The sequence below is a fragment of the Billgrantia campisalis genome, from assembly GCF_022341425.1.
In the GTDB taxonomy this organism is placed as follows: Bacteria; Pseudomonadota; Gammaproteobacteria; order Pseudomonadales; family Halomonadaceae; genus Halomonas; species Halomonas campisalis.
Genome location: NZ_JABFUC010000001.1, coordinates 361,798 through 376,161 on the forward strand (window position 1 = coordinate 361,798; position 14,364 = coordinate 376,161).

General features: G+C 66.9%; 11 protein-coding genes. 6 read left to right on the forward strand and 5 right to left on the reverse strand.

Annotated elements, in window-relative coordinates; translation table 11 throughout:
* Positions 1-73 precede the first annotated feature (73 nt).
* On the reverse strand, positions 74-1,111 hold the full coding sequence (locus HOP52_RS01620; RefSeq protein ID WP_134845468.1) for a rod shape-determining protein: 1,038 nt from the start codon (positions 1,109-1,111) through the stop codon (positions 74-76).
* Positions 1,112-1,293: 182 nt separating this feature from the next.
* Here HOP52_RS01620 and gatC point away from each other — a divergent pair, with 182 nt between their 5' ends.
* The 4 genes from gatC to HOP52_RS01640 all read left to right on the forward strand — a co-directional run bounded on the left by gatC (position 1,294) and on the right by HOP52_RS01640 (position 5,194).
* Complete coding sequence (gatC, locus tag HOP52_RS01625; RefSeq protein WP_238975308.1) at positions 1,294-1,581, forward strand: Asp-tRNA(Asn)/Glu-tRNA(Gln) amidotransferase subunit GatC; 288 nt, start codon at positions 1,294-1,296, stop codon at positions 1,579-1,581.
* Between the two features lie 57 nt (positions 1,582-1,638).
* Entirely contained in the window at positions 1,639-3,099 is a 1,461-nt protein-coding gene (gatA, locus tag HOP52_RS01630; RefSeq protein WP_238975310.1) for an Asp-tRNA(Asn)/Glu-tRNA(Gln) amidotransferase subunit GatA, read from the forward strand.
* Entirely contained in the window at positions 3,099-4,553 is a 1,455-nt protein-coding gene (gene gatB, locus HOP52_RS01635) for an Asp-tRNA(Asn)/Glu-tRNA(Gln) amidotransferase subunit GatB (RefSeq protein WP_238975312.1), read from the forward strand. Before gatA ends, gatB begins: the two co-directional genes overlap by 1 nt.
* Before the next feature lie 89 nt (positions 4,554-4,642).
* The gene (locus HOP52_RS01640; protein WP_238975314.1) at positions 4,643-5,194 is read left to right on the forward strand and encodes a cupin domain-containing protein; all 552 of its coding nucleotides are present in this window, start codon (positions 4,643-4,645) and stop codon (positions 5,192-5,194) included.
* A 125-nt stretch (positions 5,195-5,319) separates the two neighbouring features.
* On the opposite strand, the gene HOP52_RS01645 is transcribed toward HOP52_RS01640, so the two are convergent.
* Genes HOP52_RS01645 through HOP52_RS01655 form a run of 3 tightly spaced genes read right to left on the reverse strand, consistent with a single transcriptional unit; the run spans position 5,320 to position 9,006 of the window.
* Positions 5,320-6,828 carry an aldehyde dehydrogenase gene (locus HOP52_RS01645; protein ID WP_238975316.1) on the reverse strand — a complete coding sequence of 503 codons (1,509 nt, stop codon included), beginning with the start codon at positions 6,826-6,828 and terminating at the stop codon, positions 5,320-5,322.
* Positions 6,825-8,201 (reverse strand): aspartate aminotransferase family protein, encoded by a 1,377-nt coding sequence (locus HOP52_RS01650; protein ID WP_238975317.1) that lies wholly within the window; start codon positions 8,199-8,201, stop codon positions 6,825-6,827. Before HOP52_RS01650 ends, HOP52_RS01645 begins: the two co-directional genes overlap by 4 nt.
* Before the next feature lie 22 nt (positions 8,202-8,223).
* Positions 8,224-9,006 carry a gamma-glutamyl-gamma-aminobutyrate hydrolase family protein gene (locus HOP52_RS01655; protein WP_238975318.1) on the reverse strand — a complete coding sequence of 261 codons (783 nt, stop codon included), beginning with the start codon at positions 9,004-9,006 and terminating at the stop codon, positions 8,224-8,226.
* 248 nt (positions 9,007-9,254) lie between these two features.
* Between HOP52_RS01655 and HOP52_RS01660 the strand changes: the two genes are divergently transcribed.
* Positions 9,255-10,631, forward strand: coding sequence for a glutamine synthetase family protein (locus tag HOP52_RS01660; RefSeq protein ID WP_238975319.1), 1,377 nt, complete (start codon positions 9,255-9,257; stop codon positions 10,629-10,631).
* Positions 10,632-10,918: 287 nt separating this feature from the next.
* Positions 10,919-12,838, forward strand: coding sequence for a Na+/H+ antiporter NhaC family protein (locus HOP52_RS01665; RefSeq protein WP_238975320.1), 1,920 nt, complete (start codon positions 10,919-10,921; stop codon positions 12,836-12,838).
* A gap of 99 nt (positions 12,839-12,937) precedes the next feature.
* Here the strand turns inward: HOP52_RS01665 and HOP52_RS01670 are convergent, their stop codons facing one another.
* Complete coding sequence (locus HOP52_RS01670; RefSeq protein ID WP_238975321.1) at positions 12,938-14,230, reverse strand: NAD(P)/FAD-dependent oxidoreductase; 1,293 nt, start codon at positions 14,228-14,230, stop codon at positions 12,938-12,940.
* Positions 14,231-14,364 lie beyond the last annotated feature (134 nt).

Sequence of the window (14,364 nt, forward strand, 5' to 3'; positions counted from 1 at the left end):
GATTGCGTGATACGGCATCCCGGGCACCGCGCAACGAAGTGATTCGCTCGCGCGGGCAGGATTCAGTGCTTCACTAGTCGCTGGACAATAGCTCGAAGGTATGCCGGTCGATCATCTCCAGCGCCTTGCCGCCGCCGCGCGCCACGCAGGTCAGCGGATCCTCGGCGACGATCACCGGCAGGCCGGTCTCCTCGGCGATCAGCTTGTCCAGGTCGCGCAGCAGGGCGCCGCCGCCGGTCAGCACCAGGCCCCGCTCGGCGATATCCGAGGCGAGCTCCGGGGGCGACTGCTCCAGGGCGCTCTTCACCGCCGAGACGATGGAGGCCAGGGTCTCCTGGAGGGCATCGAGAATTTCGTGGGAGTTGAGCGTGAAGCTGCGCGGAATGCCCTCGGCCAGATTGCGGCCGCGCACGTCGATCTCGCGCAGCTCGCCGCCGGGGTAGGCGCAGCCGATCTCTTCCTTGATGCGCTCGGCGGTGGCCTCGCCGATCAGGCTGCCGTAGTGGCGGCGCACATAGCCGGTAATCGCCTCATCGAAGCGGTCGCCGCCGACGCGAATCGACTCGGAGTAGACCACGCCGTTGAGCGAGATGATGGCGATCTCGGTGGTGCCACCGCCGATATCCACCACCATCGAGCCCTGGGCGTCGTCCACCGGCAGACCGGCGCCGATCGCCGCAGCCATGGGTTCTTCGATCAGGAACACCTCGCGGGCGCCGGCGCCTTCCGCCGACTCCTTGATGGCACGCCGCTCGACCTGGGTCGACATGCAGGGCACGCACACCAGCACCCGCGGGCTCGGGGTAAGGAAGGTGCTCTGATGGACTTTGCGGATGAAGTGCTGGAGCATCTGCTCGGTGACGGTGAAGTCGGCGATCACCCCGTCCTTCATGGGGCGAATGGCCGTGATATTGCCCGGCGTGCGGCCCAGCATGCGCTTGGCATCGGCGCCCACCGCGGCCACGCTGCGCATATTGCCGGACTGGCGAATTGCCACCACCGACGGCTCATCGAGCACGATGCCGCGACCGCGCACGTAAATCAGTGTATTGGCCGTTCCCAGATCGATCGAAAGATCGCTGGAGAACAGCCCCCTCAAACGTTTGAACATGGACGTGGTTACCTAGTGCAGACCGGGGACCCTGTGCGGAGGCAAACGGTACCATCGCGGCCCCCCCGCGGCAAGCGAGATGCCGCGGCCGCAGCGCCCCGCCAAGACTGCCCGTGACCGGCTCAATGTGGTACATTTTGCGGTTATTTCCCACCTGCAACCCTTGCGAGGACACCCAGCCCATGGCGCTTGAACACGCAGACGTGCAGCGGGCCGCCCACCTGGCCCGCCTCGGCCTGAACGACGACGATGCCGCCCGCTATGTCGACGACCTCGGCCGCATCCTCGAGATGGTCGACCAGCTGCAGGCGCTGGATACCGAGGGCGTCGCCCCCCTGGCCCACCCGCTGGACGCCACCCAGCGCCTGCGCGCCGACGAAGTCACCGAAACCGACCAGCGCGAGCGTTTCCAGCACTGCGCCCCGGCGGTGGAAAACGGTCTCTATCTGGTGCCGCGGGTGGTCGAGTGATCGACGCTCTCTCCGCGCTATCTCCGTTAACGGCACGCCTTCATGGAGCCATGCCGCATGCATGACAAGACCCTTGCCGAACTCGCCCGCGGCCTCGACGCCGGCGAGTTCTCCAGCCGCGAGCTGACCCAGCATCTGCTCGGGCGCATAGACCGCCTCGACGGTGAACTCAACAGCTTCATCACCGTGACCTTCGACCAGGCCCTGGCCGAAGCCGAAGCCGCCGACGCGGCGCGCGCCAAGGGCGACGCCGGCCCGCTCACCGGCCTGCCGCTGGCGCTGAAGGACATCTTCTGCACCCGCGACGTCAAGACCAGCTGCGGCTCGAAGATGCTCGACAGCTTCGTCTCGCCCTACGACGCCACCGTGGTGGAACGGCTCAAGGCCGCCGGCACCGTGAGCCTGGGCAAGACCAACATGGACGAGTTCGCCATGGGCTCCTCCAACGAGAACAGCTTCTTTGGGCCGGTGAAGAATCCCTGGGACCTCGCCGCCGTCCCCGGCGGCTCCTCCGGCGGCAGCGCCGCGGCGGTAGCCGCGGGCCTGGTACCGGCGGCCATGGGCACCGATACCGGCGGCTCGATCCGCCAGCCGGCGGCCTTCTGCGGCATCACCGGCCTCAAGCCCACCTACGGACGGGTATCGCGCTACGGCATGATCGCCTATGCCTCGAGCCTCGACCAGGCCGGCCCCATGGCGCGCAGCGCCGAGGACTGCGCCCTGCTGCTGGGTGCCATCGCCGGCCACGACCTGCGCGACTCCACCAGCGTGGCCCGCGGCGTGCCTGACTATCTCGCGGAGCTCAACGCCCCACTCTCCGGTCTCAAGATCGGCCTGCCGCGGGAGTATTTCGGCGACGGCCTGGATCCCGAGGTGGAGGCCGCCACCCGCGCGGCGATCCAGGCGTTCGAGACGCTGGGCGCCACGGTGCGCGAGGTCAGCCTGCCGCACACCCACTACGCGATTCCCGCCTACTACGTGATCGCGCCGGCCGAGGCCTCCTCGAACCTGTCACGCTACGACGGGGTGCGCTTCGGTCACCGCTGCGACAACCCCGCCGACCTGATCGACCTCTACAAGCGCTCCCGCGCCGAGGGCTTCGGCGACGAGGTAAAGCGGCGCATCCTGATCGGCACCCATACCCTCTCGGAGGGCTTCTTCGATGCTTACTACAAGAAGGCCCAGCAGGTACGCCGACTGATTCGCCAGGACTTCCTCGACGCCTTCGAGGAAGTGGACGTGCTGATGGGCCCCGCCTCCCCTACCCCGGCCTTTGACCTGGGTGCCAACAAGGACCCGGTGTCGATGTACCTGCAGGACATCTACACCATTGCGGTGAACCTGGCGGGCATCCCCGGCATCAGCGTGCCGGCGGGCTTCGTCGGAAACCGCCCGCTGGGGCTGCAGATACTGGGCACCCACTTCGCCGAAGCGCAGCTGCTCAACGTCGCCCACCAGTTCCAGCAGGCCACCGACTGGCACCGCCGCCGTCCCGCCTTCGCCGAGGAGACCGCCTGATGCAATGGGAAACCGTGATCGGGCTGGAGGTGCACGTCCAGCTCGCGACCCGCTCGAAGATCTTTTCCGGCGCCTCCACCGCCTTCGGCGCCGAACCCAACACCCAGGCCTGCGCCGTGGACCTGGGCCTGCCCGGCGTCTTGCCGGTGCTCAATGAGCAGGCGGTGGCCATGGCCGTGCAGTTCGGCCTGGCGATCCACGCCGAGATTCCCGAGGTCTCGGTGTTCGACCGCAAGAACTACTTCTACCCCGACCTGCCCAAGGGCTACCAGACCAGCCAGATGTACCATCCCATCGTTGGCGCCGGCGAGGTGGAGATCAGCCTGGAGGACGGCACCACCAAGCGCATTCGCGTCCATCACGCCCACCTGGAGGAGGACGCCGGTAAGTCGCTGCACGAGGATTTTCATGGCATGACCGGGGTCGACCTCAACCGGGCCGGCACCCCGCTGCTGGAGATCGTCTCCGAGCCGGACCTGCGCTCGGCGAAGGAGGCAGCGGCCTACCTCAAGGCGATTCACTCGATCGTGACGTACTTGGGGATCTCGGACGGCAACATGGCCGAGGGCTCCATGCGCTGCGACGTCAACGTCTCGGTGCGCCCTAGCGGCCAGGAGGCGTTCGGCACCCGCGCCGAGATCAAGAACGTCAACTCCTTCCGCTTCGTGGAGCGTGCCATCGCCTTCGAGGTGGAGCGCCAGATTGAGCTGATCGAGGATGGCGGCCAGGTGGTCCAGGAGACCCGCCTGTTCGACCCCGAGCGCGACGAGACCCGCAGCATGCGCACCAAAGAGGAAGCCAACGACTATCGCTACTTCCCCTGCCCCGACCTGCTGCCGGTGGTGCTCGACCAGGCCTACGTCGACCATCTGCGCGACAACCTGCCGGAGCTGCCCGCCGACAAGCGCACCCGCTTCGAGACCGAGCTCGGGCTCTCCGCCTACGACGCCAGCGTGCTCTCCGCCACCCGCGAGATGGCCGACTTTTTCGAGGAAGTGAAGGACGTCTGCGGCGATGCCAAGCAGGCCGCCAACTGGGTCCAGGGCGAGCTGGCCGGCGCGCTCAACCGCGAGGGGCTCTCGATCACCGACAGCCCGGTCTCGGCCCACCAGCTCGGCGAGCTGGTCGGCCGCGTGATCGACGACACCATCAACGGCAAGGCCGCCAAGCAGGTCTTCCAGGCCCTGTGGAACGGCCAGGGGGCCAGCGCCGACGAAGTAATCGAAGCCAAGGGACTCAAGCAGGTCACCGACAGCGGCGCCATCGAAGCGATGATCGACCAGGTGATCGCCGACAGCCCGGCCCAGGTGGCCCAGTACCGCGACGCCGAACCCGAGAAGCGCGGCAAGATGATCGGCTACTTCGTCGGCCAGGTGATGAAGGCCTCCCGGGGCACCGCCAATCCCCAGCAGGTCAATGCGCTCCTCAAGGAGAAGCTCGACGCCCTCTGCTGAGCCGCTCCGAGCCCGTGCCGTTCGGCGGTTCGCCGCCGACCGGCACGCGCACACTTTGGGGCCCCACCACACTGCGAGAGGAGACCCGGATGTCCGATGATGTGGGCGCTAGGCTGCGCGCCCTGCGCACCCTGCGCGGCATTTCCCAGCGCGAGCTGGCCAAGCGCTGCGGCGTGACCCATTCCAGCCTGTCACTGATCGAACAGGGCAAGGTCAGCCCCTCGATCAGCTCACTCAAGAAGATCCTCGACGCCATTCCCATCAGCGTTGGCGACTTCTTCACCATGGACCTGGAGAGCCGCGACCAGGTCTTCTACTCCGCTGGCGAGCTGGCCGACATGGGCAGCGGCGAGGTGATTTTCAAGCTAGTGGGGGCCAATCGGCAGGCTCGGGCACTCTCCTTTATGATCGAAACCTATCCGCCGGGCACCGACACCGGCCGCGAGATGATCGCCCATCAGGGCGAGGAAGCCGGCGTGATACTCGAAGGAGAGATCGAAATCACCGTGGGCGCCGAGACCCGAGTCCTGGGCCCCGGCGAGGCCTACTATTTCGACACCAATGTGCCCCACCGCTTCCGCAACACGGCCAAGGCACCCTGCCGACTGGTGAGCTGCTGCACCCCTGCCAAGGCGTTCTAGCCCACCGGTAAGTCCGACGACTCCCACTAGCGCACCCATAAAAAAGCCGGCCCCGTCGCCGAGGCCGGCAAGCCACAATGGGCAGACAACCCATCTCAGTGCATCGCTTCGTTCTATAGCGTCCCTCAGCCCTGCAGGGACATCCACACGGTCTTGAGTTCGGTGTACTCCGCCAGGCTATGGTGCGACTTGTCGCGACCGTTGCCGGACTGTTTGACGCCGCCGAAGGGCACCGTCTGATCGCCCCCGGCCCAGTTATTGACGAAGACCTGGCCGGAATGAAGCCTGCGCGACACCCGCATGATGCGATCGATATCCTGGCTCCAGAGCCCCGCGGCCAGGCCGTAGTCGCTGTCGTTGGCCATGGCCACGGCCTCCTCCTCGCTGTCGAAGCCGAACACCGAGAGCACCGGACCGAAGATCTCCTCGCGGCCGATGGTCATGGCCGGGGTGACGCCGTCGAAGACGGTGGGCGGAATAAAGTAGCCGGGGCCTTCGAGGGACGCACCGCCGGCGCGCAGTTGGGCGCCCTCCTCGCGGCCCTTGGCGATATAGTCCAGCACCCGGCGATACTGGGTCTCGTCCACCATGGCGCCCATAAAGCTCTCGGGATCCAGGGGATTCCCGGGCTGCATGGCCTTGGCGGCCTCGACCACCTTGTCGACGAAGGCCTCGCGGATCGAGTTCTCCACCAAGAGCCGGGAGCCGGCGATGCACACCTCGCCCTGGTTATGGAAGATCGCCGCGGCGGCGCGCTTGGCCACCTTGTCCAGGTTCTTGCAGTCGGCGAAGACGATATTGGGGCTCTTGCCGCCACACTCCAGATAGACCCGCTTGAGGTTGGACTGACCGGCGTACTGCATCAGCTGCTTGCCCACCTGGGTGGAGCCGGTAAAGGACAGGCAGTCGACCTCCATGGAGAGCGCGAGTGCCTTGCCCGCGGTATGGCCGTAACCCGGCAGCACCTGGAAGACGCCCCTTGGCAGGCCCGCCTCCTTGGCCAGCCCGGCCAGGCGCAGGGCCGACAACGGCGACTTCTCCGAGGGCTTCAAGATCACGCAGTTGCCGGCGGCCAGCGCCGGGGCGATCTTCCAGGCGGTCATCATCAGCGGGAAATTCCACGGCACGATGGAGGCCACCACCCCCAGGGGCTCGCGCAGCACCAGGCCCAGGCTGTCGTCGCCGGTGGGGGCCACCTCGCCATAGACCTTGTCGATGGACTCCGCCTGGTGACGAATGCTGCCGATGGCACCGGCCATATCGCCGAGCGAGCTCGACACCGGCTTGCCCATGTCCAGGGTATCGAGCAGCGCCAGCTCGTCCTTGTGGGCCTCCATCAGCTCGGCGAGCCGGAGCAGCACCCGCTTGCGCTTGGCCGGCGCCAGCCGCGCCCAGTCGCCCCGGGCATGGGCGGCCCGGGCCGCGGCCACCGCGAGCTCGGCATCGGCGGCGTCACAGCTGGCGACATGAGCCAGGGTCTCGCCGCTGGCCGGGTTGAGGGTTTCCAGGGTCTCACCGCTGGCGGCATCGACGAAGGCGTCGTCGATAAAGGCGCGGGTCTCCAGGCTCGGGATCAGCGTCTCGGCCAGGGCCTGCCAGTCGGCGCGGTTCTGGGGGCGTTTGCTCGTGGTCATACGGTCTCCTCCGGCTGCGGGGTCCGGGCCAGGCGCGCTGCGGTAGCGTCCAGCGCCGTCCGGGCCTTGCTCACCAATTCGTCGATTTCGGCGTGGCTGATCACCAGGGGCGGTGAAATGATCATGGTATCACCCACCGAGCGCATCACCAGGCCACTCTCGAAACAGAGGTCGCGGCACAGGTTGCCGGCCTCCAGGGTCTTGTCGAAGCGCTCGCCGCTGGCCGGATCGACAAGCTCCACCGCGCCCATCAGCCCCAGGGAGCGGGCCTGGCCCACCAGCGGATGCTCGGCCAACTCGCTCCAGCGCTTGGCCAGGTAGGGACCGAGATCGTCACGGACCCGCTGCACCACGCCTTCGGCCTCCATCAGCTCCAGGTTCTTCAGCGCCACGGCGGCACAGGCGGGGTGCCCGGAGTAGGTGAAGCCGTGGAAGAACTCGCCGCCCTCCTCGATCAGGGTCTCGGCCACCCGATCGCCCACCAGCACCCCGCCGATGGGCAGGTAGCCGGAAGAGAGCCCCTTGGCGATGGGCATCAGATCCGGCTTGAGGTCATAGTGAACGCTGCCGAACCACTCGCCCAGGCGCCCGAAGCCGCAGATCACCTCATCGGCCACCAGCAGGATGTCATACTTGGCCAGCACCGCCTTGACCGCCGGCCAGTAGCTCTCCGGCGGCATGATGGCGCCGCCGGCGCCCTGCACCGGCTCGGCGATAAAGGCGCCTACGTTCTCCTCGCCGAGCGCCTGAATCTTCGCCTCCAGGGCCTCGGCACACTCGCGGCCGAAGGCCTCGGGGCTCATATCGCGCCCTTCACCAAACCAGTAGGGCTGGCGAATATGAGCGATATTCGGCACGCAAGGACCGCCCTGGCCATGCATGGGCGCCATGCCGCCCAGGCTCATGCCGGCCAGAGTGGAGCCGTGGTAGCCGTTTTCGCGGCCGATGATCCACTGCTTCTCCGGCTTCCCCTTGAGCGCCCAGTAGCGGCGCACCATGCGCAGCACGGTGTCGTTGGCCTCGGAGCCGGAGCCGGTAAAGAAGACATGATTGATATGCGCCGGTGCCAGCTGCACCAGCTTCTCGGCCAGCCTCACCGCCGGCGGATGGGTGGTCTTGAAGAAGTTGTTGTAGTAGGGCAGCTGTTCCAGCTGGGCCGTGGCCGCCTCCACCAGTTCCCGGCGACCATACCCCAGGTTGACGCACCACAGGCCGGCCATGCCGTCGAGGATGCGGTGGCCTTCGCTGTCATAGATATAGACGCCCTCGGCGCGCTCTATGATACGGCTGCCCTCCTCGCCCAGCGCCTTGAAGTCGGTGAAGGGGTGCAGGTGATGGGCACGATCCAGGGCCTGATAGTCACGGGTATTCATGGTATGTCTCCGCAAAGGGCCCTCAGGCCAGTTGGGTGGTGGAGTGAGCGGCGCCCCGATGGGCGCGGCAGGCCGCGGCAAAGCCGCGGAACAGGGCGTCGTGGAGGGCATGCTCCCGGGGCTGCCACTCCGGGTGCCACTGCACCGCTAGGGCGAAGGTGACGGCATCCGCCACCGATACCGCCTCGATCAGGCCGTCCGGCGCCCAGGCCTCGGCCACCAGGCCCTCGCCCAGGCGGTCGACGCCCTGCTGGTGCAGGGAGTTGACCCGCGAGCGGGTGTCGCCGAACAGCCGCGCCAGGGCACCCTCGGCGCGCAGCTCCAGGTCGTGCGCCGGCGCATACTGAGCCGCCTTATCGGCGCCGCCGGGCTCGCGGTGATCGAGCATGTCGGGCACTTCCTGCACCGCCTGATGCAGGCTGCCGCCGAAGGCCACATTGAGCTCCTGGAAGCCGCGACAGATGCCGAACAGCGGCAGCTTCAGAGCCAGGGCCGCGTGGATCCAGGTCAGGGCGGCGGCGTCGCGATGCCGGTCGTCGCGGGTATTCTGCAGCGCGCGCTCGGCGCCATAGCGATGGGGCTCCACATTGGTATAGCTGCCGGTCAGCAGCAACCCATCGATCCGGGAGAGCAGGGCCCGGGCCGCCTCGCGATCGTTCTCCTGATCGCTCCATACCGGCAGGATCACCGGATTGAGCCCATACTCACGCAGGGCGCTCAGGTACTTGTCGGTCACCATCTGGGCGGCGTGCCCCTCCACCACACGGCGGCAGGCGATCACCCCCACCAGGGGTCGTGTCGTCATGGCTGGCTCCTCGCAGGGTCGCTCAGGCGTTGTTATGGTTTACTCAACATACCGACGTTGATTTATCTTGCCAAGCCTCCTGACGAGAAAATCCGCATGATTGACATTAAATACTTGTTTTTAAAATGAATTAACCCAGATAATCCAAAAGTCTAAGATGCGGAAAAGCGTAAAGAATTTGACAACATCCACCCATCAAGAAAGGATAAAGGTCATCAACAACGACCATAAGCCCATAGGTGAGTGCCATGTCTTCCCCCCCCACCGATGACGTCCAAGTCTTTCTCGACCGCCACCCTGAGATCGACAGCTTCGACCTGCTGATCAGCGACCTCAATGGCGTCATCCGCGGCAAGCGCATCCCCCGGGACAACCTGGTCAAGGCCTATAGCAGCGGCATCGCCCTGCCCGCTTCCGTCTTCGCCCTGGATATCAACGGCAATACCATCGAGGAGACCGGCCTGGGACTCGCCACCGGCGACGGCGACCGCCTCTGCCGACCGATCCCCGGCAGTCTGATGCCGGTACCCTGGCTGCGCGGCGGCCGCCAGGGTCAGCTACTGATGACCATGGTGGAGCCCGACGAGTCGCCCTTTTTCGCCGACCCCCGCCAGGTGCTCACCCGGGTGCTCAAGCGCCTGACCGCCATGGGCCTGACCCCGGTGGTAGCCCTGGAACTGGAGTTCTACCTGGTGGATCGCCAGCGTAACGAGGCGGGTCTGATCCAGCCGCCCCGCTCTCCGGGCAGCGGCGAGCGGGCCACCCAGAGCCAGCTCTACTCCATGCTGGAGCTGGACGAGTACGCCGACTTCCTGGAGGAGATCCAGAGCGCTGCCGAAATCCAGGGCCTGCCCCTGGACACCGCCCTCAAGGAGTGCGCCCCGGGGCAGTTCGAGGTCAACCTGATCCACTGTGACGATGCTCTCAAGGCGTGTGACAGCGCAACGCTGCTTAAGCGGCTGATCAAGGGCGTGGCCCTCAAGCACGGCTTCGAGGCCACCTTCATGGCCAAGCCCTATGGCCAGGAGGCCGGCAACGGCACCCATGCGCATATCAGCCTGCTCGACGCCGAGGGCAACAACGTCTTCAGCGAGCCCGGCGACGATGTGCTCGGCAGCTCCCGCCTCAACCAGGCGGTGGCCGGTCTGCTCGAGCGCATGCCCAGTTCCATGGCGCTCTTCGCTCCCAACCTCAACTCCTTCCGGCGCTTCCAGCCGGGACTCTACGTGCCCATGGCCCCCACCTGGGGCTTCGACAACCGCTCGGTGGCCCTGCGCGTTCCCTCCGGGCCGCGGGCGGCGCGACGCATCGAGCACCGGGTGGCCGGCGCCGACGTCAATCCCTACCTGCTGCTGGCCACCCTGCTGGCCTCCCTGCATGACGGCCTGACCCGCGAGCTGGCCCCGCCACCGGCGATCACCGGCAACGCCTACGAGCAGGTGGAGAGCAGCCTGACCAACAGCTGGCAGCAGGCCCTGGACCAACTGGAGGCGGACGAGGTGTTGGGCGAGGCCCTGGGTCGCGACTTTATCCGCGTCTTCGTGGCCAACCGCCGCGCCGAGCGGGCCCAGGCCATGCAGGCGGTGAGTCAGCTGGAGTACGACTGGTATCTACGCCACGTCTGATCGCTGGCTGAAAAGTGGCTGCGCTCGGCCATGCGGCGTTAAAAATCGGCTCGCACGCGAGCCCGGTCCGTCTTTTCGCCGATTTTTGCCTTGCGACCCACAAGGATGTGGGAAGTGCGTGGGCCCGTCGGGAACGGGCCTAGCCTGACCATCGCTCGCTCACTTTTCACCTCAGCGACTCTCTCAGCGCACAACACCAAAAAAACACGGATTCTCCGGCTCGCGATGCGAGCCGGCGGGCCGGGATTTGCCCATCCAACGACCACCACAACAACGAGGCAACCTCCATGGAAACCCCAAAACGACGACTCTGGCTGACCGGCCTGCTGCTCCTGCTGTTGATGGCCGCCGGCCCCCTGCTGGCCGATGAGCGCCTGTCGCCCCCCGGCCTGCTCCTTCAGGGCGTGGGCTTCGAGATCACCGTTGGCGCCGACGCCGATCACCGCCTGTCCCTGAATGGCCGGCCGCTGACACTGGTCGAAGGCGAAGACGGCCAGTGGTTCGCCGAGGCGACCCTCGGCGAAAGCGCCGGGGTGTTGGAGCTCTTCGATGGCCAGGGCCAGCTGCTCGAACGCCAGGAACTCTCGGCGATTCCCGCCTGGCTCTCCCTGGTGCCGGCGCTGACCGCCATCGGCATCGCCCTGGTCTTCCGCCAGGTGATCGTGGCGCTCTTCCTGGGCATCCTGCTAGGGGGCTGGATCTACCACGGCATGAGCGCCGCGGCCCTGTTCACCGCCTTCAACGAGACGGTCAGCGTGCACCTGCTGGAGGCCGCCAGCGACAGCGAACATATGGCGGTGGTGCTCTTCTGCCTGCTGATCGGCGGCATGGTGGGGATCATCTCGCGCAACGGCGGCACCCAGGGCATTGCGGCGCGCATCACCCGCTATGTCCGCAACCGCCGCCAGGCCCAGACCACCACCGGCCTGCTGGGGCTGGCGATCTTCTTCGACGACTACGCCAATGCGCTGATCGTTGGCAACACCATGCGCAATATCTGCGACACGCTGCGCATCTCCCGGGCCAAACTCGCCTATATCGTCGACTGCACGGCGGCGCCGGTCTCGGCGGTGCTGCTGGTGACCACCTGGATCGGCTTCCAGGTGGGGCTGATCCAGCAGGCCATGAGCGATATCGACGGCTGGAACGAGTCCGCCTACAGCGTCTTTATCCAGGCCCTGCCCTATAACTTCTACCCCTTCCTGGCGGTGGCCTTCGTCTTCATGCTGGTGTGGAGTCGTCGCGACTTCGGCCCCATGCTCGCCGCCGAACGCCGTGCTCTGGCCGGCCAGGCCAGCCGTTCGCCGCTCACGGCCCGCGAGGCGGTGGTGGAGGAGGCCGAGATCGAGACCAAGCCGGGCATCGCCCTGCGCGCCGTCAACGCGGTGATTCCCATGCTGGTGCTGGTGGCCTTCACCATCGGCGGGATCTACACCACCGGGGTCGCCGAACTGGGCGCGGGGGATCACGGCCTCTGGGACATCTTCGGGGAGGGCGACGCCTTCGCCGCCATGATGTGGGGGTCGCTGGCCGCCTGCGTCACCGCCGTGGTGATGACCCTGGCCCAGCGCCTGATGACCATGAGCGAGACCACCCACTACTGGTTCGAGGGGGTCAAGTCGATGCTGCTGCCGCTGACCATCCTGATGATGGCCTGGGCCCTGGCCAACGTGAACGCCAGCCTGGGCACCAGCGACTTCCTGATCGCCGCCTTGGGCGAGGCGCTCTCGCCCCAGTGGCTGCCGGCCGCCATCTTCACCCTGGCCGCCTTTACCGCCTTCGCCACCGGCTCCTCCTGGGGGGTAATGGGGATCATGATGCCGCTGACCATTCCCCTGGCCTGGGCGATCCTCGACCTGCATGGCCTGGCGGGCACCGCCGAGGGCATGCCGCTGCTCTACGCCTCGGTGGCCGGGGTGCTGGCCGGTGCGGTCTGGGGCGACCACTGCTCGCCGCTGGCCGAGTCGACCCTGCTGGCGGCCATGGCCAGCGGCTGCGACCTGATCGAGCATGTGCGCACCCAACTGCCCTATGCCCTGCTGGTGGGCGTGGTGGCGCTGCTGTTCGGCACCGTGGCGGTGGGCCATGGCGTCAGTTGGTGGCTGGGCCTGATCGCTGGCCTGGGCGTGCTGACCCTGGCCCTGCGCCTGCTGGGCAAGCGCGCCGAGGAGAGCGTGGCCGAGGCGAGCCCCGCTCTCGCCAAGTAAGGGCATCGCCCACGGAAACGCCCAGGGACCGCGACTGCGGCCCCTGGGCGTTTTGGGTATGGTTCGGGCGTCGCTGTAGGGTTGCCCGAATGACGGGATCTAGATCCCCAGCTTATCGCGGGTGGAGTAATACCAGGCGCCCAGCGCCGAGAAGGGCACCCGCAGCAGGCGCCCGCCCGGGAAGGGCAGGTGCGGCAGACCGGCGAAGGCGTCGAAGCGCTCGCTCTCGCCGCGCAGCGTCTCGGCGATCAGCTTGCCGGCCAGGTGCGAGCAGGTGACGCCATGACCGGAGTAGCCCTGAGCGAAGTAGACATTGTCGTTGAGCCGGCCGAACTGGGGCAGGCGATTGAGCGTCAGCAGGAAGTTACCGCTCCAGGCGTAGTCCACCTTGACGTCGGCCAGCTGCGGGAAGGTCTTCGCCAGCTTGGGACGAATCACCGATTCGATGCTGGCCAGGTCCTGGCCGCCATAGCTGACGCCGCCGCCGTAGAGCAGGCGATTGTCGGCGGTGAGGCGGTAGTAGTCGAGCAGGTAGTTGCAGTCCTCCACCGCCATGTCGTTGGGCAACAGCGCCCGGGCGGTGGCCTCGTCCAGGGGCTCGGTGGTGATGATCTGGGTGCCGCAGGGCATCGACTTGTTCTCAAGCTGCGGCAGCAGGCCCTGCATATAGGCGTTGCCCGCCATCACCACCCGCTGGGCGCGCACCTCGCCGCCGGGAGTGGTCAACACCACCGGCTCGCCGTGGGTCAGCTTGGTCACCGGGCTCTGCTCGAAGATCACCCCGCCCAGGGACTCGAAGGCGGCAGCCTGGCCCAGCACCAGGTTGAGGGGATGGATATGGCCCCCGGAGTGGTCGATCAGGGCGCCGGTATAGCGCTCGCTTCCCACCTCCCGCTTGACCGCCTCGCCCTCCAGCAGCTCCAGCTGGTCGTGACCGTAGCGCTCCCAGAGCGCCTTGTGCTCGCGCAGCCCCTCGAGCTGCTTAGCATTGCAGGCGGCAAAGAGGTTGCCCTCCTTGAGGTCGCAGGCAATCTCGTACTCGGCGATTCGGCTGCGAATGATGCGATTGCCCTCGAAGGCCATGCTGCCCAGGGCCCGGGCGGTCTCGTCGCCATACTTGGTCTCGATTACGTCCATGTCGCGGCTATAGCTGTTGACCAGCTGGCCGCCGTTGCGCCCGGAGGCGCCGAAGCCGACCCGGGCCGCCTCCAGCACCACCACCGACTGGCCCTGTTCGGCCAGGTGCAGGGCGGCGGAGATGCCGGTGAAGCCGGCCCCCACCACGCAGATATCGCACTCCACCCGGCCGCTGACCGGAGGGCGCTCGGGACTGGGGCTGGCGGAGGCGGCATAGTAGGAGGCCACATGATGGGCAGGCTGCTGGGCGGACATCGATCGCTCCTCTGGATGTTGATTATTTTAACCATGCTAGCATAACCCATCGGCGCAATGACCCGCCAGGCAGCTAAAATAATCGAAAAAATCCCGACAGCATCAAGCCATCGGGATATCAAGGCGACGCCCTG